Source organism: Rhodococcus sp. 05-2255-1e (genome assembly GCF_002259025.1).
In the GTDB taxonomy this organism is placed as follows: Bacteria; Actinomycetota; Actinomycetes; order Mycobacteriales; family Mycobacteriaceae; genus Rhodococcoides; species Rhodococcoides fascians.
On record NZ_NOZE01000010.1, the window covers coordinates 86,623 to 108,727 of the forward strand.

General features: G+C 65.5%; 20 protein-coding genes. 15 read left to right on the forward strand and 5 right to left on the reverse strand.

All coding sequences use genetic code 11. The annotated features are described in order from the left end of the window. The first annotated feature begins 63 nt into the window (after window positions 1-63). The 10 genes from CH262_RS08465 (at window position 64) to CH262_RS08510 (ending at window position 11,741) form a co-directional block, all read left to right on the forward strand. Complete coding sequence (locus CH262_RS08465) at window positions 64-822, forward strand: YebC/PmpR family DNA-binding transcriptional regulator (RefSeq protein WP_027496944.1); 759 nt, start codon at window positions 64-66, stop codon at window positions 820-822. Window positions 823-928: 106 nt separating this feature from the next. Continuing rightward, window positions 929-1,546, forward strand: a complete 618-nt coding sequence (gene ruvC / locus CH262_RS08470; protein ID WP_032370470.1) for a crossover junction endodeoxyribonuclease RuvC — start codon at window positions 929-931, stop codon at window positions 1,544-1,546. After that, a complete protein-coding gene (gene ruvA, locus CH262_RS08475) occupies window positions 1,543-2,148 on the forward strand; it encodes a Holliday junction branch migration protein RuvA (RefSeq protein WP_027496945.1) in 606 nt (201 codons plus the stop codon). The genes ruvC and ruvA overlap by 4 nt, the downstream gene beginning before the upstream one ends. Before the next feature lie 54 nt (window positions 2,149-2,202). Continuing rightward, window positions 2,203-3,231 carry a Holliday junction branch migration DNA helicase RuvB gene (gene ruvB, locus CH262_RS08480; RefSeq protein WP_045841916.1) on the forward strand — a complete coding sequence of 343 codons (1,029 nt, stop codon included), beginning with the start codon at window positions 2,203-2,205 and terminating at the stop codon, window positions 3,229-3,231. A 138-nt stretch (window positions 3,232-3,369) separates the two neighbouring features. Continuing rightward, window positions 3,370-3,795 (forward strand): preprotein translocase subunit YajC, encoded by a 426-nt coding sequence (gene yajC / locus CH262_RS08485; RefSeq protein ID WP_027496947.1) that lies wholly within the window; start codon window positions 3,370-3,372, stop codon window positions 3,793-3,795. Window positions 3,796-3,955: 160 nt separating this feature from the next. Beyond that, on the forward strand, window positions 3,956-5,725 hold the full coding sequence (gene secD / locus CH262_RS08490; RefSeq protein WP_032365084.1) for a protein translocase subunit SecD: 1,770 nt from the start codon (window positions 3,956-3,958) through the stop codon (window positions 5,723-5,725). A gap of 1 nt (window position 5,726) precedes the next feature. Next, window positions 5,727-6,908, forward strand: a complete 1,182-nt coding sequence (gene secF / locus CH262_RS08495) for a protein translocase subunit SecF (protein WP_094717440.1) — start codon at window positions 5,727-5,729, stop codon at window positions 6,906-6,908. Between the two features lie 20 nt (window positions 6,909-6,928). After that, complete coding sequence (locus CH262_RS08500) at window positions 6,929-8,632, forward strand: ABC transporter substrate-binding protein (RefSeq protein WP_032365085.1); 1,704 nt, start codon at window positions 6,929-6,931, stop codon at window positions 8,630-8,632. Further along, window positions 8,629-9,186: an adenine phosphoribosyltransferase gene (locus CH262_RS08505; RefSeq protein WP_051365142.1), complete on the forward strand. Its 558-nt coding sequence runs from the start codon at window positions 8,629-8,631 to the stop codon at window positions 9,184-9,186. The genes CH262_RS08500 and CH262_RS08505 overlap by 4 nt, the downstream gene beginning before the upstream one ends. Before the next feature lie 299 nt (window positions 9,187-9,485). After that, window positions 9,486-11,741, forward strand: a complete 2,256-nt coding sequence (locus CH262_RS08510) for a RelA/SpoT family protein (RefSeq protein ID WP_167327864.1) — start codon at window positions 9,486-9,488, stop codon at window positions 11,739-11,741. A 72-nt stretch (window positions 11,742-11,813) separates the two neighbouring features. Here the strand turns inward: CH262_RS08510 and CH262_RS08515 are convergent, their stop codons facing one another. Together CH262_RS08515 and CH262_RS08520 are read right to left on the reverse strand one after the other, a co-directional pair. Further along, complete coding sequence (locus CH262_RS08515; protein ID WP_052053307.1) at window positions 11,814-12,611, reverse strand: peptidylprolyl isomerase; 798 nt, start codon at window positions 12,609-12,611, stop codon at window positions 11,814-11,816. After that, complete coding sequence (locus CH262_RS08520) at window positions 12,608-13,471, reverse strand: peptidylprolyl isomerase (protein ID WP_027496954.1); 864 nt, start codon at window positions 13,469-13,471, stop codon at window positions 12,608-12,610. Before CH262_RS08520 ends, CH262_RS08515 begins: the two co-directional genes overlap by 4 nt. A gap of 191 nt (window positions 13,472-13,662) precedes the next feature. Between CH262_RS08520 and CH262_RS08525 the strand changes: the two genes are divergently transcribed. Genes CH262_RS08525 through CH262_RS08535 form a run of 3 tightly spaced genes read left to right on the forward strand, consistent with a single transcriptional unit; the run spans window position 13,663 to window position 16,257 of the window. Then, a complete protein-coding gene (locus CH262_RS08525) occupies window positions 13,663-14,355 on the forward strand; it encodes an MBL fold metallo-hydrolase (protein ID WP_032370475.1) in 693 nt (230 codons plus the stop codon). Between the two features lie 2 nt (window positions 14,356-14,357). Then, window positions 14,358-15,629: a histidine--tRNA ligase gene (gene hisS, locus CH262_RS08530; RefSeq protein ID WP_032388471.1), complete on the forward strand. Its 1,272-nt coding sequence runs from the start codon at window positions 14,358-14,360 to the stop codon at window positions 15,627-15,629. Continuing rightward, a complete protein-coding gene (locus CH262_RS08535; protein WP_032365086.1) occupies window positions 15,619-16,257 on the forward strand; it encodes a hypothetical protein in 639 nt (212 codons plus the stop codon). The genes hisS and CH262_RS08535 overlap by 11 nt, the downstream gene beginning before the upstream one ends. A gap of 13 nt (window positions 16,258-16,270) precedes the next feature. On the opposite strand, the gene CH262_RS08540 is transcribed toward CH262_RS08535, so the two are convergent. Beyond that, a complete protein-coding gene (locus CH262_RS08540) occupies window positions 16,271-16,741 on the reverse strand; it encodes a DUF3237 domain-containing protein (protein WP_032370476.1) in 471 nt (156 codons plus the stop codon). Between the two features lie 128 nt (window positions 16,742-16,869). Here CH262_RS08540 and CH262_RS08545 point away from each other — a divergent pair, with 128 nt between their 5' ends. Then, on the forward strand, window positions 16,870-17,898 hold the full coding sequence (locus CH262_RS08545) for an Rv2578c family radical SAM protein (RefSeq protein WP_094717441.1): 1,029 nt from the start codon (window positions 16,870-16,872) through the stop codon (window positions 17,896-17,898). 11 nt (window positions 17,899-17,909) lie between these two features. Here CH262_RS08545 and ypfJ read toward each other — a convergent pair whose 3' ends face one another. Continuing rightward, window positions 17,910-18,827 (reverse strand): KPN_02809 family neutral zinc metallopeptidase, encoded by a 918-nt coding sequence (gene ypfJ / locus CH262_RS08550; protein ID WP_032370624.1) that lies wholly within the window; start codon window positions 18,825-18,827, stop codon window positions 17,910-17,912. A gap of 169 nt (window positions 18,828-18,996) precedes the next feature. On the opposite strand from ypfJ, the gene aspS reads away from it, so the two are divergent. After that, entirely contained in the window at window positions 18,997-20,784 is a 1,788-nt protein-coding gene (gene aspS / locus CH262_RS08555; protein ID WP_027496961.1) for an aspartate--tRNA ligase, read from the forward strand. A gap of 81 nt (window positions 20,785-20,865) precedes the next feature. Here aspS and CH262_RS08560 read toward each other — a convergent pair whose 3' ends face one another. Then, window positions 20,866-21,909, reverse strand: a complete 1,044-nt coding sequence (locus tag CH262_RS08560; RefSeq protein WP_094717442.1) for a hypothetical protein — start codon at window positions 21,907-21,909, stop codon at window positions 20,866-20,868. Between the last annotated feature and the right edge of the window lie 196 nt (window positions 21,910-22,105).

The window sequence follows — 22,105 nt, forward strand, 5'->3', positions numbered from 1 at the left end:
GAGCGATGACACGGGCGAGTAAAGTCGACAACACCGAATTCGAGCAGGAAGGGGCTCTATCGCATGAGCGGCCACTCAAAATGGGCCACCACCAAGCACAAGAAGGCGGTGATCGACGCCCGACGCGGCAAGTCGTTTGCCAAGCTCATCAAGAACATCGAGGTGGCGGCCCGCACGGGTGGTGGTGACCCCACGGGCAACCCGACGCTCTACGACGCCATCCAGAAGGCGAAGAAGACGTCGGTTCCCAACGACAACATCGAACGTGCGCGCAAGCGCGGAGCCGGCGAAGAAGCGGGCGGAGCCGACTGGCAGACCATCATGTACGAGGGTTACGGCCCCAACGGTGTCGCCATCCTCATCGAGTGCCTCACCGACAACCGCAATCGTGCAGCAGGCGAGGTTCGAGTAGCAATGACTCGAAACGGCGGAAACATGGCCGATCCGGGTTCGGTGTCCTACCTCTTCTCACGCAAAGGCGTCGTGACGCTCGAGAAGAACGGACAGAGCGAGGACGACGTGTTGATGGCGGTTCTCGAGGCCGGTGCCGAGGAAGTGAACGACAACGGCGACACGTTCGAGATCGTCAGTGAGCCGACCGATTTGATCGCAGTGCGTACCGCACTGCAGGACGCGGGCATCGACTACGACTCCGCGGAGGCGAGCTTCCAGGCTTCGGTCAACGTCCCGGTGGACGCGGACGGAGCGCGCAAGGTCTTCAAGCTGATCGACGCCCTCGAAGACAGCGACGACGTGCAGAACGTCTGGTCCAACGTCGACCTGTCGGACGAGGTCATGGCCGAACTGGACGACGAGGACTGACCCGGTCCTTTTGCTCACGGTGATCGACCGGGTGTCGTAGCCCTGATCCGTCGGTGCGCTCCGCTACGCTATCGAACAACAGTTCGTAAGCGGAAGGTGTGGTGGCGTGCGGGTGATGGGTGTCGACCCCGGTCTCACCAGGTGTGGGCTCAGTTTGATCGAGGGAGGCGTCGGTCGCACAGTCGTCGCTCTCGACGTGGATGTGGTCCGGACTCCCGCCGACATGGATCTCGCGCAGCGTCTGCTGCGGATATCCGAAGCAGCGGAATACTGGCTCGATACACACAAGCCGTCGGTCGTGGCGATCGAGCGAGTGTTCGCTCAGCACAACGTACGGACGGCCATGGGCACCGCGCAGGCAGGCGGCGTCATCGCACTGGCTGCGGCCCGGCGCGGTATCGACGTCTGCTTCCACACTCCCAGTGAGGTGAAGGCAGCCGTCACCGGCAACGGTTCGGCCGACAAGGCGCAGGTCACCGCCATGGTCATGCGCATTCTCGGGCTGCAGACCGCGCCGACTCCCGCTGATGCCGCAGATGCGTTGGCTCTGGGTATCTGTCACTGCTGGCGCGCCCCGATGATCGCCCGGATGGCCAAAGCCGAGGCGATGGCCGCCGAACAGAAGCGCAAGTACGACGCGCGTCTGGCCGAGGAACGCAAAGCTCGCGCCGCCGTGGCGCGCAAAATCGAGAAACTGGCCAAGAAGGAGGCGGGCGCACGGTGATCGCATCCATTCGCGGGTCGGTGATCGACATCGCTCTCGATCACGCAGTACTCGAGGCGGCCGGTGTCGGATATCGCGTCAATGCCACACCGGCGACGTTGGCGACGCTGCATCGGGGGAGCGAGTCCACTCTGCTCACCACCATGATCGTGCGCGAGGACTCGCAAACGCTGTACGGGTTTCCCGACAAGGAATCACGTGAGCTGTTCGAGCTGCTGCTCACGGTTTCCGGAGTCGGGCCACGAATTGCGATGGCCACACTTGCGGTACACGAACCCGACTCCCTGCGAACAGCTTTGGCGGACAGCGACATCGGGGCCCTCACCAGAGTTCCCGGTATCGGCAAGCGCGGGGCCGAGAGGATGGTGGTCGAGCTGCGAGACAAGGTCGACGCCGTTGTCGGCCGCGCCGGCAGTTCCGCGGTGCCCGGTTCCGGGGCCGGCAACTCGATGCGCGATCAGATCGTCGAAGCCCTGATCGGTCTCGGATTTCCGGCGAAGCAGGCCGAGGAGGCCACCGACGCGGTACTCGCACAGCAGCCCGAGGCCACGACGTCCACCGCACTGCGGGCCGCGTTGGCGTACCTCGGTAAGTCCAGGTAGGTCGGCGTGACCGAGGACGACGAGTTCGGGGAATCCCAGGTCGGTGCGGAGGCCATGTCCGACGACCTCGACATCGAGACCAGTCTGCGTCCGAAGAACCTCACCGATTTCATCGGTCAGCCTCGGGTGCGTGAGCAACTGCAGCTGGTGCTCTCGGGGGCGAAGATGCGCGGCGGCACCCCCGATCACATCCTGATGTCGGGTCCGCCCGGCCTGGGAAAGACCAGCATGGCGATGATCATCGCCGCGGAACTCGGCACGTCACTGCGGTTGACCTCCGGGCCCGCCCTCGAGCGTGCGGGCGATCTGGCCGCGATGCTCAGCAACCTCGTCGAAGGGGACGTGCTGTTCATCGACGAGATTCATCGGATCGCCCGGCCGGCCGAGGAAATGTTGTATCTGGCCATGGAGGACTTCCGTGTCGACGTGATCGTCGGCAAGGGGCCGGGAGCGACATCCATTCCCTTGGAGGTCGCCCCGTTCACTCTCGTCGGTGCGACCACCCGGTCCGGCGCGCTCACCGGACCGCTGCGCGACCGCTTCGGGTTCGTGGCGCACATGGATTTCTACGAGCCGAGTGAACTCGAACGAATTCTGATGCGATCCGCCGGGATTCTGGGTGTCCCCATCGACCGTGACGGCTGCGCCGAGATCGCAGGACGCTCGCGTGGCACACCCCGAATCGCGAACCGACTGCTGCGCCGAGTTCGCGACTACGCGGACGTGCGCGGGGACGGCACCGTCACCCAGGACACCGCCAAGGCCGCGCTCGTGGTCTACGACGTGGACAAGCTCGGACTGGATCGCCTCGACCGTGCCGTCCTCAGCGCGCTGATCCGAAGTTTCGGCGGGGGACCGGTGGGAGTGTCCACTCTCGCTGTCGCCGTCGGCGAGGAGCCCTCGACGGTCGAGGAAGTGTGTGAGCCGTTCCTGGTACGGGCCGGGATGATCGCCCGCACGCCGCGCGGTCGCGTCGCCACCGCCGCCGCCTGGCACCACCTCGGTCTCACCCCACCGCCGGACCTCGCAGTCGGGGGAATTTCGGTGCGATCGGCCGAGGTCCAGCAGGGATTATTCGAGTGAAACGGCCGCAACACGAGACGAACGGACCGAGCGGGCCACAGGTGATGGCACACTGGGTAGCTGCGAGGCCCGCACCAGCGATGTTCTCGCACGAGACAATGACGATTATCGAACCGAACTTCGAGGACTGACCTTCCGATGGATTTGCTGTTTCCGCTGCTGATCGTGGCCCTTCTGGTACCGCTGTTTCTCAACGCGCGCCGACAGAAGAAGGTGCTGGCCAAGACCACGGAAATGCAGGACTCGCTGAAGGTCGGCGACGAGGTCGTCACCACCGCAGGCCTGTATGCACGAGTGGTCCTCGTCGAGGACGACACGATCGACCTCGAGATCGCCGACGGCGTCATCACGACGTGGTCACGCGCCGTCGTGCGTGAGGTTCTGCCCGACGACACCGAGTTCGACGACGGCGAGTCGGACGAGAACACCTTCGATTCGGTGCCCGGCGCCGGCACCGCCGCGGTCGGCCCCACCGAGCCGGCAGCTCCGTCGCTGCACAAGGACGTCGGGAACCCCGCCGACGAAACCGTCGAGCAGACGACGAAGCGCCTCGAAAAAGAGTGACGTAACGAAGATCCGAACCGCTGTCGGAGACACAATCCGGCAGCGGTTTCGTCTGCGGTGTGCGTCGTGGTGCACAATCGCACCGCCCGCCGCTGACACAACGAGGCACGAGCCAACAGGAACAGACACTTTTCCACCGCCCAGAGGAGAATCACACACCGTGGCACCTTCCAGCGGATCGGTGCATCCCGCCCGCTATCTCGCCGTCTTCGCGGTGCTGATGGCGGCGGTGTATGCCCTGGTCTTCTTCACCGGAGACAAAGACCCCTCGCCGAAGTTGGGAATCGACCTGCAGGGCGGCACGCGAGTGACGCTGACTGCACGCACGCCCGACGGGAATGCGCCGTCGCAGGACAGCCTCAAGCAGGCGCAGCAGATCATCGAGACCCGCGTCAACGGTCTCGGCGTGTCCGGTTCCGAGGTGGTCATCGACGGCGACAATCTCGTCATCACGGTGCCCGGTGACGACAGCTCTCAGGCGAGAACTCTGGGGCAGACCGCTCGACTGTTCATTCGTCCGGTGGTGGGGTCGGTTGCACCATCCGCAGGCCAGGCGACGCCGGGTTCTCCGCAGACCCCGACGGACCCGGCTGCGCCGGCAGATCCGGCGACAGCCGTCGATCCTGCTGCTCCAGCTGCTCCGCAGAGTCGGGTGTTTCCGGCGCAGGATCCGACGACGGTAGACCCGACCCCCGCTCCGACAACCGGTGCTCCGGCCTCGGACGCACCCGCGACGGACGCCCCGACCTCGAGTGATCCCGCCGAAAACGCGTCGCTGTCCGACGCCGATCGCGCAGCCCAGGAGATCGCCGACGCGAAGGCGCTTCGTCAGAGCGAGGATCAGCAGATACAGCAGCTCGCCATGCAGTCGCTCGATTGCAACGCCGCGGACCCGCTTGCCGGCAACGACGATCCTGCACTCCCGCTCGTGGCCTGCTCCACCGACGGAACAGCTGTCTACCTTCTCGGTCCGACGATCATCGACGGTCAGCAGATCGCCGACGCGACGTCGGGATTCGACAACCAGCAGGCTCAGTTCCAGGTGAGCCTGACGTTCGATTCCGAGGGGTCGAACACCTGGGCGCAGTTCACGGCTGCGAACCTGCAGAAGCAGGCCGCATTCGTACTGGACTCGAAGGTGATCAGCGCGCCGGTCATTCAGGGTGCCACTCCCGCCGGTAGTGCCACGTCGATCACCGGCAACTTCAACGCGCAGAGCGCTTCCGAACTGGCCAACACGCTCAAGTACGGTTCGCTGCCACTGTCGTTCGTGTCCTCCGAGGCCGAAACGGTCTCGGCCACATTGGGATTGGCGTCACTCGAAGCAGGCCTGATCGCCGGTGCCATCGGCTTGGCACTCGTGCTGGTCTACTGCCTGCTGTACTACCGAGCCCTCGGCCTGCTCACGGCTCTGTCGTTGGCGCTGGCCGGGCTCGTCGTCTACGGCATTCTGATCCTGCTCGGCAGGTGGATCAGCTTCACCCTCGACCTCGCCGGCATCGCCGGCCTGATCATCGGTATCGGTATGACCGCGGACTCTTTCGTGGTGTTCTTCGAACGCATCAAGGACGAGATTCGCGAGGGCCGCAGCTTCCGATCAGCAGTGCCCCGCGGTTGGGCCCGCGCACGCAAGACCATCCTGTCCGGCAACGCGGTCAGCTTCATCGCCGCTGCCGTTCTGTACGTACTGGCAGTGGGTCAGGTGCGCGGCTTCGCGTTCACCCTGGGACTGACGACCATCCTCGACGTCATCGTCGTGGTGCTGGTGACGTGGCCGCTGGTGAATCTGGCGTCGAAGTCGAAATTCTGGTCCAAGCCGTCCGTCAACGGTCTCGGCGCGGTCCAGCAGATCGCGCTCGAACGAAAGCGCGCCGCCAACAAGGCAGTCGCCGTCAAGACCGGCGCCGCGTCGCCGTCGAAGGAGGCATGACATGTCCGATACGGCCACCTCGACCCCATCGCCTCTCGACGATTCGAGCGTCGACCAGTCCACGCAGCCCAGGCACAGTTGGTTATCTCGTCTCTACACCGGCACCGGTGCATTCGAGATCGTCGGACGCCGCAGGTTCTACTACGTGCTGACCGGCGTCATCGTGCTGATCTGCCTGCTCAGCTTCCTCGTGCGTGGGTTCACGCTCGGTATCGACTTCGAGGGCGGCACCCGCATCGCATTGCCCGCCGCGGACAACATCTCCACCGAGCAGGTCGAAACCGTCTACAACGACTCGCTGGGTATGCCCCCGGTGTCGGTCCAGACGGTCGGCTCGGGTGCCGCGGCCACGGTGCAGATCCGTTCCGAGGCGCTCGATCCAGCCGAAGTCGACACTCTTCGACAGGCGCTGTTCCAGTCCTTCCAGCCGCAGGACAACTCGGGCACCGCAACGCCCAATGCCATCAGCGTCTCCGACGTGAGTGAGACATGGGGGAGTCAGATCACCCAGAAGGCTCTGATAGCCCTCGCGGTGTTCCTGGTGATCGTCAGCATCTACATCGCCATCCGATACGAACGGGACATGGCGCTGGCGGCCCTGGCCGCATTGGGCTTCGACCTCGTCGTCACCGCGGGCGTCTATTCACTCGTCGGCTTCGAGGTGACCCCGGCCACGGTGATCGGTCTGCTGACCATTCTGGGATTCTCGCTGTACGACTCCGTCGTGGTGTTCGACAAGGTGGAGGAGAACACCCGAGGCATCTTGAACCTGCACCGCAAGACGTACGCGGAGCAGGCCAACCTTGCCGTGAATCAGACTCTGATGCGATCGATCAACACGACCGTGATCGGCGTTCTGCCGGTTATCGCGTTGATGATCGTCGCGGTCTGGCTGCTGGGCGTGGGAACGCTCAAGGATCTCGCTCTCGTGCAGCTCGTCGGCATGATCGTCGGTGCCTACTCGTCCATCTTCTTCGCCACGCCGCTGTTGGTGACCCTGAAGGAGAAGTGGGGCCCGGTCGCGGTCCACACTCGCAAGGTCCACTCCAAGCGTGCCGACGCGGCGGCGCGCGCCGCCGGTCTCGCACCCGAACCGGTGGCCGTCGGCGTGGATGTCAGCAAGGCGTCGGCATCGCAGCCCGGCAATCGCCCCACTGGGAAGCGGAACAAGAAGCGCCGATAGCGAGATCGTAGAGATGGAGAGTGCACGTGGAACGTAGGTGGAGCGCGGCACTGCTGGCAGCGGGTCTGGCCGCAGCGTCGCTCACCGCATGTTCGGCCTCGGAGGACAAGGTGCCTTCCATCGGGTACTCGTTCGACAACGTGGTGAACAACTACAACGCCAGGACCGTCGACGGGGCTGCGTCGGGAGCGCGTCAGGCGTTCACACGAGTCCAGGTCGGGTTCAGCTATCTGGGACCGGACGGTGATGCGCTGTCGGACAACGACATCGGTACCGTCGCGGTCGTGCCAGGGGACGTTCTGACGCTGCAGTACACGATCGCGCCTGCGGCGAAATACTCCGACGGCGCACCGATGGCGTGCGATGACCTGGTGCTGGCGTGGGCCGCCAACAGCGGCCGGTTCGCCACCGACCGTCCCCTGTTCGACGCGGCGTCGACGGCGGGATACTCCGACATCGCGAGCATCGACTGCGTCCCCGGGTCCAAGGACGCCACCGTCGTCTTCGCCCCGGGCCGCAGCTACCAGAACTGGCGAGCTCTGTTCGGTGCCACCGATCTGTTGCCCGCACACGTGGCTGCGCGCGCGGCCGGGGTACCGAACGTCGTCGATCCCATAGTGGCCGGCGATGACGGTGTCGTCTCTCGGATCGCCGATTTCTGGAACACCGGGTGGACGTTGACGCCCGGTTCTGTCGACACGTCTCTGTTGCCGTCGGCCGGTCCGTACCGCGTCGACTCGTACACCGCCGAGGACGGGTTGGTTCTGGTCGCGAACGACGCCTGGTGGGGCATTCCGCCCGAGACGCAGAGAGTCGTGATCTGGCCCAAGGGCACCGACGTCCCGGCGAAGATCAACGATGGATCTCTGGACGTGATCGACCAGGGTGCGGGCGCGAACGATCTGGGTTCGACAGAGGGGTTCGAGACCGTCACGGAACCGTCGCGAGGCGTCGAGCAGCTGACGTTCGCGACCCAGGGCGCGCTGGCGGAAGCGAGTGCTCGCCGGGCCGTGGCCGCATGCATCCCGCGAACGGACCTGTTCGACACACTCGGGCACCCTGGCTTCGAGGCACCGCCGGCCGGGCCCGGCTCCAGCGTCGTCGATTCTCGGCTGATGCAACCGGACACTCTGGTGTACCCCTCGGTTGCCGCGACGGTCGGCGACCGGTACCAGCGGTCGGACCTGGACCGCGCGGGCAAGGAACTGGCCGCATCGGGTAGCAGTGCGCTGACCGTACGCGTCGGCTACCTGGCACCGGACGCGCGCCGCGCTCAGCTGGTCAGCCGAATGGCGACCGATTGTGCGGCGGCGGGGATCACCGTCGAGGACGCGAGCTCACCGGAGTTCACGCCGTCCGCGCTTCGTGCCGGAACAGTGGACGCCGTTCTCGGCGGCGCGGGGTCGCTGCCAGGGCCGACCGGCTCGGCGTCGTCCGTCGTTGCACGGTACTCGTTGCGAACCGGTATCGGCCTCAACGTGGGCGGGTACAGCAACGGGCGGATCGACTCGATCGTCGACCAGCTGGCGGTGACCGACGATCCCGAGCGCGTGCTGGCGTTGGCGACCGAGGGCGAGAACATTCTGTGGAACGACATGCCGTCGCTTCCGCTGTACAGCGAGCCGCGCACCACCGTCGTGAGCGACGGTATGCAGGACGTCGTGGCCAACCCCACGGCGGCCGGTGCCGGCTGGAACATGGATCGGTGGGTACTTCTGAAATGAGCGATGCGACAGTGACTCAGGACGGCGGGGTGCGCGGTGATGCCGTGTCGGCCGTGCATCGGTTGACGCGGTGGGTGGACGATTTTCCCGTGGACGGGGTGCGGTTCGGCGACCTGACCCCGGTGTTCGCGGAGGGGCCCGCGTTGCGCAGCGTCGTCACGGCATTGGCGGAGGGTTTCGAGAACGTCGATCTGGTGGCGGGCATCGATGCCCGAGGGTTTCTGCTGGGAGCGGGCGTGGGACTCGAGCTCGGTTGCGGGGTGCTCGCTGTACGCAAGGCGGGCAAACTGCCGCCGCCCGTGCACTCGCGAACCTACGATCTCGAATACGGAACCGCGGAACTGCAGATTCCGACCTCCATCGAGCTGGCCGGTCGACGGGTGCTCGTGGTCGACGATGTCCTCGCCACCGGCGGTACCGTCGATGCGACAGCTCGGTTGTTGGCCGAGCAGGGCGCGGTGGTGGTCGGGGCGACCGTGGTGTTGGAAATCGAGGCGCTCGACGGCCGCAGCAAGTGCAGTGACTACCCGCTCGCCTGCCTGGTTCGAGTCTGAGGACTAAAGTCGACTGATACAGCGTCGACCGGATCTGTCCTGGCGTCGGCGCGAATGTGTGGCAGGAGGTGATGAGAGTGACCCGTTACATCGATCAGCCCTTGCCCGAGCGGCCCGCAGTCGCCGATCGGCCGGGAACCGGTGCGGATTCGGTCGCGTCCGGCGATACGAGCGCGGTCGTCGATACCGCAGTGGTCAACGATCCGGTGGTGGACAGACCGGGCGTGCGCGAGCCGGTGTCGAGTGATTCGGCGCAGGCCGACGACCAGGCGCCGTCGGGTGCACGCAATTCGGCACCCGTGCCCACCTCGGCCTCCCGTCGAGTTCGGGCGCGGCTCGCTCGTCGCATCACGGCCGGACGCAGCGCGGCGGTCAAGCCCGTCCTCGAACCTCTGGTCAGTCTGCATCGCGAGCTGTATCCCAAGGCCGATCTGACGCTGCTGCAGCGGGCCTACGACGTCGCGGACGAGCTGCATTCCACACAGATGCGCAAGTCCGGCGACCCGTACATCACCCATCCACTTGCCGTGGCGAACATCCTCGCCGAACTGGGTATGGACACCACCACGCTGGTTGCGGCCCTGCTGCACGACACGGTGGAGGACACCGGCTACTCGTTGGCCAAGTTGACCGAGGAGTTCGGTGACGAGGTGTCCCATCTTGTCGACGGGGTCACCAAGCTGGACAAGGTCGTACTGGGGACGGCCGCCGAGGGCGAGACCATCCGAAAGATGATCATCGCGATGGCGCGGGACCCGCGGGTGTTGGTCATCAAGGTCGCCGATCGACTGCACAACATGCGCACGATGCGATTCCTGCCCCCGGAGAAGCAGGCCCGCAAGGCCAAGGAAACACTGGAAGTCATTGCGCCGCTTGCTCATCGGCTGGGTATGGCCACCGTCAAATGGGAGCTCGAAGACCTGGCCTTCGCCATTCTCCATCCCAAGAAGTACGACGAGATCGTTCGGTTGGTCGCAGATCGGGCACCGTCCCGCGACACGTACCTCGAGAAGGTACGGGCCGAGATCAACGCCACACTGGCGGCATCGAGAATCAGCGCCGTCGTCGAGGGACGTCCCAAGCACTACTGGTCGATCTACCAGAAGATGATCGTCAAGGGCCGCGACTTCGACGACATCCACGACCTCGTGGGAGTGCGCATTCTGTGCGACGAGATCCGCGACTGCTATGCCGCGGTCGGCGTCGTGCACTCGCTGTGGCAGCCGATGGCGGGCCGCTTCAAGGACTACATCGCGCAGCCACGGTACGGCGTCTACCAGTCGCTGCACACCACGGTGATCGGGCCCGAGGGCAAGCCACTCGAAGTGCAGATTCGCACCAGGGACATGCACCGCACCGCGGAGTTCGGTATCGCTGCTCACTGGCGATACAAGGAGACCAAGGGCAAGCACTCTCAGGACAACGCCGAGGTCGACGACATGGCGTGGATGCGCCAGTTGCTCGACTGGCAGCGTGAAGCGGCCGACCCGGGCGAGTTCCTCGAATCTCTGCGCTACGACCTGGCGGTCAAGGAAATCTTCGTCTTCACCCCGAAGGGCGATGTCGTCACGCTTCCCGCCGGATCCTGTCCGGTCGACTTCGCCTATGCGGTGCACACCGAAGTGGGTCACCGCTGTATCGGAGCCCGGGTCAACGGTCGCCTGGTGGCACTCGAACGGACCCTCGACAACGGCGAGGTGGTCGAGGTCTTCACGTCCAAGGCCGTCACGGCCGGGCCGAGTCGAGATTGGCAGGGCTTCGTCGCGTCACCGCGTGCGAAGACCAAGATCCGTCAGTGGTTCGCCAAGGAACGTCGCGAAGAGGCCCTCGAAGCCGGTAAGGACGCCATCGCGAAAGAGGTCCGTCGCGGCGGACTTCCGTTGCAGCGCTTGATGAATGCCGAGTCCATGTCGGCCATCTCCCACGAACTGCGGTACGTGGACGTGTCGGCGCTGTACACCGCGGTCGGTGAGAACCACGTTTCTGCTCGCCACGTCGTGCAGAGGCTGGTCGCTCATCTCGGTGGTGTCGGTGACGTCGAGGAAGAGCTCGCGGAGCGCTCTACGCCGTCGACCATTCCGACCAGACCGCGTCAGGTCGGAGACGCCGGGGTGCTGGTCACCGGTGCCGAGGGTGTCGTGGCAAAACTCGCCAAGTGCTGCACCCCTGTGCCCGGGGACGAGATACTCGGGTTCGTCACCCGCGGCGGGTCGGTCAGCGTCCACCGCACCGACTGCACCAATGCGCGGTCGCTCGAGGAGCAGTCCGAGCGCTTCATCGAGGTGCAATGGGCACCGTCGGCCTCCTCGGTGTTCCTCGTGGCCATTCAGATCGAGGCCCTGGACCGGCATCGGTTGCTCTCGGACGTCACGAAGGCTCTGGCCGACGAGAAGGTCAACATCCTCTCGGCATCCGTCGCGACGTCGGGCGATCGGGTGGCTATCAGCAAGTTCACGTTCGAGATGGGTGACCCCAAGCATCTGGGGCACGTGCTGAACGTCGTGCGCAACGTGGAGGGCGTGTACGACGTGTACAGGCTCACGTCGGCGGCCTGACCGAATTCCGACCCGATACGACAACAGGGTGAGCAGAAATTTCTGCTCACCCTGTCGTCGTCGTGCGGTACCTCAGGTTGCCGAGGTGATGACCACCGGATTCGCTGGTGCGCCGTCCTCTGCACCGCCGCTGACTCCACCGGCCGCAATGGCGTCCAGGGTCTGCAGGCCGGCATCGGAGATGGTGCCGAACACCGTGTACTGCGGCGGCAGCACAGAGTCGGCGTACACCAGGAAGAACTGGCTGCCGTTGGTGTCAGGGCCTGCATTGGCCATGGCCAGGGTGCCACGGGGGTAGACGACCGGGTTCTGGGCCTGCGCGGGATCGTCGGCGAACGCCGTTGTGGGGTATTCGTTGGCGAAGCTGTAGCCGGGGCCGCCACGGCCCGATCCCGACGGGTCGCCGCATTGCAACACTTCGAGGCCGGGGGACGTGGTCAACCGATGACACGGTGCGCCGTCGAAGTAGCCCTGCTGAGCCAGGCTGACCACACTGTTGACGGCGCACGGGGCCTCGGTACGGTCGAGCGTCATTCCGATGTCGCCCTGGGTCGTCGACAGCGTCACGTCGACCGTTCCGAAGACGTCGATGTTCTCGGTCGGAGGCGGAGCAACCTCCTTGGCAGCCGGAGACTCCGCCGGGTACGCACACGAGACCGTATCGGTGGTCGGCTGCGGAACGGGCGGCAGCGCACCGAACCGCGACAGATTCAGAGGCGGCCGCGGGGTGGTCGTCGTGGCCGACGTCGAGGCAGCGGTCGTCGAACCGGCCGGAGTGGGCGTGGCAGCGGTCTCCGTCGATCCGGAGCAGCCGGCGAGAAGAAGTGCCGCAGCGGAGGCTGCGATCACCAGACCGGGTACGCGTGTCACAGGTCGCTCTGCATCGAGGTGATGTCCACCGGCTCGGCCGGTGCACCGTCGGAGGCACCGCCCTGCGCCCCCTTGGCCGCGATGGCATCCAAGGTGGCGAGACCGGTCTCGTCGATCGTGCCGAAGGCGGTGTAGGCGGGCGGGAGTTGCGAATCGCCGTAGACGAGGAAGAACTGGCTGCCGTTGGTTCCCGGGCCGGCGTTGGCCATCGCCAGGGTTCCGCGGGGGTACAGGACGGGAGTCTGCGCGGCAGGATCGCCCTCGGCGTACGTGTCGGTGGGGAACTCGTCGGCGAACTGGTAGCCCGGCCCGCCACTACCGGAGCCGGTGGGATCGCCGCACTGCAGCACCTGCAGGCCGGCACCCGTCGTCAGGCGGTGGCAGGTGGTGCCGTCGAAGTAGCCCTGATTGGCCAGGGACACGAAACTGTTCACCGTGCACGGGGATTCGGGGTTGTTCAGGGTCAGGCCGATGTTGCCGGCGGTGGTGGCCATGCTGTAGCTCAAGGGCTCGTCGCTGGTGGGGATGTTCTCGGTGCGGGGAGGGGTGTTGGGCTTGGCGGCCGGCTGCGCGGCGGCTGGGTAGGAACAGTTCACCGTCTCGGGCAGCGGTTCCGTACGGCCCGCAGCGATGATCGAATCGGCCGGTGCAGACGTGGTCGAGTCCTGCGCCGTGCTCGCGTCGTCGTCACCGCGGGTCACCACGAAGACGACCGAGACAACGGCCACGACCGCAACCACACCGAGGATGGAGCCGGCGATCGTCAACTGCTTCCGACGTCGTGCTCGCTCTGCACGTCGTACGAGTTGGCGTTCGAGCTTTCGCTTGGCAGCCTCGCGCCGTTGCTCGTTGCTGGGCAATTCGTGTCCTCCCGCTTGTCCTGGTTCGACCACGCCTGCTCGCTGAGCGGGTGGGTCGTGTGGTAGCCGGCCGACAATCGGCCAACGCGAGTTTGCCATCATTGCCTGAGAGCATGCTGGGGGGACCCGACGAGAACCTCCCCACTAAGCTGGCTCGGTACTTCGGCCTCTGCCTCTTAGGAGCGATTGTCTTGCTCGTCACCGGATTCCCCGCAGGAATGTTTCAGACGAACTGCTACATCCTCGCTCAGGACGACGCATCCGAGTGCGTCGTGGTCGATCCCGGCCAGGATGCCGCCGATCCGTTGGTCGAGTTCCTGACGCGATCCTCGCTGAACCCGACGGCGGTGCTGCTGACCCACGGTCATCTGGACCACACGTGGTCCGTGGAGCCGGTCTGCTCGAAGTACGGAATCCCCGCATACATCGCGCCCGAGGATCGATACATGTTGGCGGACCCGATCAAAGGGACCGGTCCGACGCTCGCTGCCGTGCTCGGCGACCTCGAGTTCCACGAGCCGGACGAGGTCATCGAGTTGGCGCACGAGCAACGTCTGAGCCTCGCGGGAATCGACTTCACGGTCGTGCACACTCCAGGGCACACGCAGGGCTCGGTGGTGTTCCTCACCGAGGCCAACGGTCCCGACGGGACGGTTCCGTTGGCGCTGACCGGCGACACCTTGTTCGCCGGGTCGATCGGCCGGACAGATCTGCCCGGCGGCGACCACGATCAACTTCTACGGTCCATCGCGTCGCGGTTGCTGCCGCTGCGCGACGAGACCGTCGTGCTCCCCGGACACGGCGGACAGAGTTCCATCGGTCAGGAGCGCGGGTCCAATCCGTTCCTCGTTGGACTCGGCGACCCCGAGCAAGGAAAGCTGTGACCGTGAGCAAGCCGACCACCTTTTCCGCGCCCAAGGGCATTCCCGATTACTTCCCCCCGAATTCGGCCGAATTCGTCGCTGTCCGGGAGGGCCTCCTCGGTGCCGCCCGCGCCGCCGGGTACGGCCATATCGAACTCCCGATCTTCGAGGACACCGGGTTGTTCGCCCGGGGAGTCGGCGAATCGACCGACGTGGTCAGCAAGGAGATGTACACCTTCTCCGATCGCGGCGACCGATCGGTGACATTGCGTCCCGAGGGCACCGCCGGGGTCATGCGCGCTGTGATCGAGCACGGCTTGGACCGCGGGGCGCTGCCGGTCAAGTTGGCCTACGCCGGACCGTTCTTCCGGTACGAGCGCCCGCAGGCCGGCCGCTACCGCCAACTGCAGCAGGTCGGTGTCGAGGCGATCGGCGTCGACGACCCGGCGCTGGACGCGGAGGTCATCGCCGTGGCCGACGCCGGGTTCCGCGCCCTCGGTCTTACCGGCTTCAGGCTCGAGATCACCTCGCTCGGTGACGACACCTGCCGCCCGCAGTATCGAGAGTTGCTGCAGCAGTTCCTCTTTGCGCTTCCGTTGGACGAGGACACGCGTCGACGCGCCGAGATCAACCCGCTGCGGGTTCTCGATGACAAGCGGCCGGAGGTTCGCGAGATGACTGCCGACGCGCCGTTGATGCTCGACCATCTCTCCGATTCTGCGAAGCAGCACTTCGACGAGGTGCTGGCCTACCTCGATGTGATGAATGTTCCGTACCTGGTCAACCCGCGCATGGTTCGTGGACTCGACTACTACACGAAGACGACGTTCGAGTTCGTGCACGACGGCCTCGGGGCCCAATCGGGCATCGGCGGCGGCGGCCGCTACGACGGCCTGATGGAGCAGTTGGGCGGGCAGGCGCTGTCGGGTATCGGATTCGGGCTCGGTGTCGACCGCACCGTCCTCGCGTTGGCCGCCGAGGGCAAGACCGCAGGCACGACGTCGCGGTGTCAGGTGTTCGGCATCCCGATGGGTGCCGCGGCCAAACTCGCGATCGTCGACATCGCGGCGCAGTTGCGTGAACGTGGCATCGCGGTGGACATGGCGTACGGAAATCGCGGCATGAAGGGAGCGATGAAAGCGGCCGATCGTTCGGGAGCCCGATACGCACTCGTGCTGGGCGATCAAGAGCTGTCGGCCGAATCCATCGTGATGAAAGACCTTTCGAACGGCGAGCAGGAGACGGTCGCGTTGGCCGACGTGGTCGACGTCCTCGGAGTGCACCTTGGCCGATGACCCTCGGCCCTCGGCGGGTCCGGTAGCCCTCGATCTGGTCTCGGCGGAGTTCCTCGCGCCGCGGTTGCGCAAGATCGTGGTCGGTTCGCTACTGGTCGGAGTCGTGCTGGGCGTCGTTCTGGCGCTCGTCGTCCCCGTGTGGGTGGCAGTCCTCGTCGGAGTGATCGTCGGTGGTCCGGCGGCGCTGTCGGGTTGGCTGGGATTGCGCCGCCGGGTGTGGATCGACGGGCCACGGCTGTGCGCTCGGGGACTGCGTACCCGACGGCTGAACATGCCGGAGGTGGTGACGGCGGAAATGACCATCCGCACGGCCGGAATCGACCAGATCTCGCTGCGGCTCTACGACGGTCGTACTCGTATCGTTCTGCCGTTGGCGCTCTACACCAGGGGTGGCGGCCGCGAACTGCCGATTCTTGCGTTGCGCACGCTCGCCGATTCGCTGTGGACCACCGAACTCGTTCCCGCGGCGGCCATCGCGTCGGTGCTGGTGGATCAGCTGCGGGCCGAGGCGCGCGACGCCGGGCTGGACGAACGGCCCCTCTACCGAGCGATCGAACTGGTTCGCAGCAAGGGTCGCACTCCGCACGCGACGTTGACCGACCGGGAGGTCGCGCAGCTGCTCGGATGAGAGCGGACGGCTCTCAGGTCACCAGGAATGCGTCGAGCACCACGGCCTCGGCCGATCGTGAGCCGGAGGTGACGACGAGGGCCCGGTTGAGGTACGTGAACTTCGGAACAGCGGTCGACACTCGCAACGTGCCGCGGAAGTAGTAGGTCGCCGGGTCGACCTCTCGGTCGGGATCGTTCAGAGCGTCGATGACCTCGGCCGGTCCGAACTGGACTCCTCGGTAGTCGAGCGAAAGGTAACCGCCGGTTGCCAATTCGAGGACGAGATCGCTGCTGAACTCGGTGCACCCGTCGGGCCGGGTGACGCTGACGACGGTCGATCGAGCAGCCAGAGTGCCCTCGATGTCCGGGCCGGGTGCGGCCCCGCCGAGGACGGTGGTGACGACTCGGTCGCCTTCGGGCACCGAACCGATCTCGATGGCCGGTCCCAGGGTGAGGCCCAGGCGCAGAATGGGTTCCAGGGTCGGTGTGTTCGGGGCGGTCACGTGCGGTGCACTCCTAGGATCGACTTCGGGCCCTACGCTATCGCTTGTCGGCTGCCGGACCCGACCGGGGGATGCGGGGGAGCGATGCCGACCTTGACACGGCATAGAACAAATGTTCGACTGTGTGCATGCGATGGGCCGGTCAGACTCTCGATGCCGCAGACGAGGGCGCGCTACCGGGGCTGGAACGGTCCGGGCTCGTCCGCAGCGTGCAGACCCCGGAGTTCGAGGGCATCACATTTCACGAGGTGCTGTGCAAGAGTGCCCTGAACGAGGTTCCGGGCGAATCGCAGGTGCCGTTCTCGTGGACCGTCAATCCGATGTGCGGATGCTCGCATGCGTGCCGGTACTGCTTCGCGAGGCCGACACACGAATACCTGGACCTCGATTCCGGCAACGATTTCGACTCGCAGATCGTCGTCAAGACGAACGTTGCGGCAGTCCTCCGCAAAGAGCTCGCACGTCGATCCTGGAAGCGGGAGCCGGTCGCGCTGGGGACCAACACCGATCCCTATCAACGCGCCGAGGGGCGATATCGGTTGATGCCCGGCATCATTCGCGCGTTGACCGAGTCGGGTACGCCGTTCTCGATCCTGACCAAGGGAACGCTGTTGCGACGGGATCTGCCGCTGCTGACCCTGGCTGCACAGAAGGTCGACGTACACGTGAGCATCAGTTTGGCGATCCACGATGCAGATTTGCAGAAGCAGCTCGAACCCGGAACACCAAGTCCGCGAGCAAGGTTGGACCTCATCCGCGCCGTGCGGGATGCGGGACTCGACTGCGGTGTGCTGGTGGCGCCGGTCATTCCGTTTCTCACCGACGGAGCCAAACAACTCGACGGGCTGATCGCTGCGCTGGCCGAGGCCGGGGCGACGACCGTCACGGCGCTGCCGATGCATCTTCGATCGAGCACCAAGGACTGGTACATGAGCTGGCTGGTGAAGGAGCACCCGGCGTTGGTACGCAGATACCGCCAGCTCTACGGACACGGGGCGTACGTCACTCCGGAGTACAAGCAGTGGCTGAAGGCGAGAATCGATCCGCTGCTCGACACCTACGGTTTCGCCGCCGACCAGACCCGCGCGTTGCCCGCGAACGAGCCTGCCGAACCCCGCGGGTTGGTGACCTCGGGGCCGGCACTCACGCTGTTCTGAGCAGTACTGGTTCAGGGATTGTCGAGGTCGCGAGCCGAGAACGTGTCGCAGGCGGCCACTTGTCCGGTCTCGTAGCCGGTGGAGAACCACGCCTGGCGCTGGGCGGACGAGCCGTGCGTCCAGCCCTCGGGGTTGACCCGGCCGGTGGACGCCTGCTGAATCCGGTCGTCGCCCACCGAGGATGCGGCGGACAGTGCGTCGTCGATCTGGGCGGAGGTCAGCGGTTCGAGAAATGGGACGCCGCTCTTCGGGTCGACGGTCTCGGCCGCGTAGTGCGCCCAGATTCCTGCGTAGCAATCGGCTTGCAATTCCACCCGCACGCCACCGGACTCGGGACCCTGAGGGTCTTGCTGTGCGCGCCCGATGTCGCCCAACTGGTTCTGGATGTGGTGGCCGATCTCGTGCGCCACGACGTACTCCTGTGCCAGTGGCCCACCGCTGGAGCCGAACTGATCGACCAGGACCTGAAAGAAGCTCGTATCGAAATACGCCGTGGAATCGGCCGGGCAGTAGAACGGCCCGACGGCGCTGGTGGCGTTGCCGCAGCCGGTGTTCGTTGCTCCGGAGAACAACCGCACGTCCGGCTGGACGTAGGCGACGCCGGTTTGAGGCTGCAGCTGCGATTCCCAGACGGTGTCCAGGCTTCCCACCGTGAAGTCGACGCGGCAGTTCACGTTGCTGTTCGCGTCTGCTACGTCGCAGTCGAGTGTTCCGGACGACCCGTCCTCGCCCTGCCCGGCGGAGCTGTCGCCCCCACTGATTTGGTTCAGTATTGCTCCCGGGTCGCCGCCGAAGAGCAGCGCGAGGACGATGATGACCAGCCCACCCGCGCCACCGCCGATCGCCAACTTGCCGCGTCCGCCGCCTCCGCCGCTACCACCGACGGAGACTCGGCCCGGTGTCGTTTGCGAGCCTTCTCTGAACGTCATGCTGGAGTTCCCCTCCGCCGAGCCCGCATACTCCGTGCGAACCGATACCGCCACTGTCGGTCTTAGCTTCGCATGCCGGGACGGGATCTCGTTTCCTTCTGCGGCGATGCGCTCCGTAGGATCGGTGAGCGAAGAACACGATCAGCGGATTTTTCTCGAAAGGACACCCGTGCTGCGCACCCATCTCGCCGGCTCATTACGCCCCGAGCACGTCGACCGAACTGTGACGTTGACGGGATGGGTGGCCCGTCGACGCGATCACGGTGGCGTCATCTTCATCGATCTGCGTGACGCATCCGGTGTGTCTCAGGTCGTCTTCCGCGAGGGAGCAGCGCTCGAGCAGGCCCACCGACTGCGCGCCGAGTACGTGGTGAAGGTGACCGGCAAGGTCGAGGGTCGTCCCGAAGGCAACGCGAACTACGAGATCCCCACCGGTGCCATCGAGGTCGAGGCATCCGAGATCGAGGTCCTGTCCGAGGCCGCACCGTTGCCGTTCCAGCTCGACGATCAGCCCGGTGAGGAAGCACGCCTCAAATACCGCTACCTCGACTTGCGCCGTGAGGGCCCCGGCCATGCGATTCGACTGCGTTCGCACGTCAACGCCGCCGCCCGATCGGTTCTGGCGCACCACGAGTTCGTCGAGGTCGAGACCCCGACGCTGACGCGTTCCACCCCCGAGGGCGCACGGGACTTCCTCGTTCCCGCTCGTCTGCAGCCGGGTAGCTTCTACGCACTGCCGCAGAGCCCGCAGCTGTTCAAGCAGCTGCTGATGGTCGGAGGTATCGAGCGGTACTACCAGATCGCTCGCTGCTATCGAGACGAAGACTTCCGGGCCGATCGTCAGCCCGAGTTCACCCAGCTCGACGTCGAGATGAGCTTCGTCACCCAGGACGACGTCATCCTGTTGGCCGAAGAAATTCTGGCGTCGCTGTGGAAGCTCGTCGGGCACCACTTCACGGCACCCATCCCGCGGATCACCTACGCCGAGGCCATGCGCCGGTACGGCTCCGACAAGCCCGATCTTCGATTCGACATCGAACTGGTCGAGTGCACGGATTTCTTCTCCGACACCACGTTCCGCGTCTTTCAGGCTCCGTACGTCGGTGCGGTCGTCATGCCCGGCGGTGCGTCGCAGCCCCGTAAGCAGCTCGACCGTTGGCAGGAATTCGCCAAGCAGCGTGGACACAAGGGCCTGGCCTACGTGCTGGTCGGTGAGGACGGCACCCTCGGCGGCCCGGTCGCGAAGAACTTGACCGACGCCGAACGGGACGGCCTCGCTGCGCACGTCGGCGCGAAGAACGGCGACGCGATCTTCTTCTCCGCCGGTCCGGTCAAGGCCTCCCGCGGACTGCTCGGCGCCGTCCGCGGCGAGATCGCACGCAAGCTCGACCTGATCGACCCCAAGGCGTGGGCGTTCGTGTGGGTCGTCGACGCGCCGCTGTTCGAGCCCACGTCCGACGCCACCGCCAGTGGCGACGTCGCCGTCGGGTCCGGGGCGTGGACGGCCGTGCACCATGCGTTCACGTCGCCGAAGCCGGAGTCGATGGACACATTCGACACCGATCCGGGATCTGCTCTGGCCTACGCCTACGACATCGTCTGCAACGGAAACGAGATCGGCGGCGGCAGTATTCGTATCCACCGCAAGGACATTCAGGAACGAGTGTTCGCGATCATGGGGATCGGCAAGGAAGAGGCCCAGGAGAAGTTCGGCTTCCTTCTCGATGCCTTCAGCTACGGCGCGCCGCCGCACGGCGGAATCGCGTTCGGTTGGGATCGCATCACCGCGCTGCTTGCCGGAGTCGATTCCATCCGTGAGGTCATCGCATTCCCCAAGTCCGGTGGCGGCATCGACCCGTTGACCGACGCGCCCGCACCGATCACCGCGCAGCAGCGCAAGGAATCGGGCGTCGACTTCACGCCGGAGAAGAAGGAAGAAGCGCCGACAGAGGCCTAGCCTCCACCCGAGGTCCGCAAGAACGAATGTCCCCGTAACGCAGTGCGTTACGGGGACATTCGCGTCTGTCGTGGTGCGAGATCAGCGCGCGGGAGTCAGGGGCCCGCCGGTGAGTACGCGGTAGGCGTAGTTGGTGGCGATCACCGAGACCGGAAGGGTGACGAGCAGACCGAGGCCGCACAGCACAATGCCGATGAAGTTGATGGCGGCGAGGGCCAGCAACAGCAGCAGGACCGGGCCGAAGTTCTTGACCGTCAGGTCGATAGACGACTTGATCGACTCGATCGCCGACTGGTTTCGATCGATCAGGAAAGTCAGTGCGAAGTTCGCGAGGAAACCGATCACGACCAGCAGGACGGTGCCCAGGAAAGGAACGAAGCTCAGCACGACGCTGGCCACCGTCCAGATCAAAGCCAGTACCGCAATCTGCGGAACGTTCGTGAGTTGGAAGAACCTGCCGAACGTCGGCTTCTGTGGCCCACCCGTTTCGTCCAACGCTCCCCGTACGTATGCCGCATTCACGAAGTAGGACACGAATGTCGCGATCGTGGTCACCACCAGGAATGCGCCCGACGTCGCCGCGACGGCAGTACTTTCACCTCGGTCGGCAGCAGCGACCGCGGCCGTCAGGGTCGATGCGAACGTGACGATGAACACGGCGACGCTGACCGCCCACACGATGGCCGTGATACCGAGCCACGGTCCGGTGTTGGCCTTGAACTTGTCGAAGCCGTAGCTCAGTGCAGCACCGACGTCGAGTCGACCGGGGTTGGGTCCGAGAGGTGTCTGTCCGTAGTTCTGATTTCCGTAGTTCCCGTAGTTTCCCGGCGGCGGTGGGTAGTTTCCGGGAGGGGGTGGGTAGCCGCCCGGAGGCGGATAGCCGCCCTGAGGTGGGTAGTTTCCGGGCGGCGGTGGGTAGTTTCCGGGAGGGGGAGGATAGCCGCCCTGAGGCGGGTAGTTGCCTTGGGGCGGGTAGTTGCCGGGCGGTGGCGGGTAGCTGCCCTGAGGCGGGTAGTTGCCGGGTGGTGGGTACCCGTTTCCCGGTGTCTGCGGCGTGTTCGGGTCCGGCTGGTCCGGGTTGGGTCCGCGACCGTATTGCGGTCCGTCGGGCGGGTTTTCACTCACGGTTCACCCTTCATGTCTGGCGTGGTACGTCGACGATTCGTCCGCATTTTCGAAGCTGAGCGAACCGTAGACCGATGAGGCGTGTCAAGGCGTTCGACACGTGGACGGTCGTGCGGGCCCGAATACCGTCGGGCATCGTCGATGGTTCGAATTCTTGCCGAGCGCACCGGGCCGGGGCCCACTAGGGTTGTTGTTT

Coding starts and splice junctions, on each gene's coding strand:
- CH262_RS08465 (WP_027496944.1), top strand. CDS start 64: ATGAGCGGCCACTCAAAATGGGCCACCACCAAGCACAAGAAGGCGGTG.
- ruvB (WP_045841916.1), top strand. CDS start 2,203: ATGTCCGACGACCTCGACATCGAGACCAGTCTGCGTCCGAAGAACCTC.
- yajC (WP_027496947.1), top strand. CDS start 3,370: ATGGATTTGCTGTTTCCGCTGCTGATCGTGGCCCTTCTGGTACCGCTG.
- secF (WP_094717440.1), top strand. CDS start 5,727: ATGTCCGATACGGCCACCTCGACCCCATCGCCTCTCGACGATTCGAGC.
- CH262_RS08505 (WP_051365142.1), top strand. CDS start 8,629: ATGAGCGATGCGACAGTGACTCAGGACGGCGGGGTGCGCGGTGATGCC.
- CH262_RS08545 (WP_094717441.1), top strand. CDS start 16,870: ATGCGATGGGCCGGTCAGACTCTCGATGCCGCAGACGAGGGCGCGCTA.
- ypfJ (WP_032370624.1), bottom strand. CDS start 18,827: ATGACGTTCAGAGAAGGCTCGCAAACGACACCGGGCCGAGTCTCCGTC.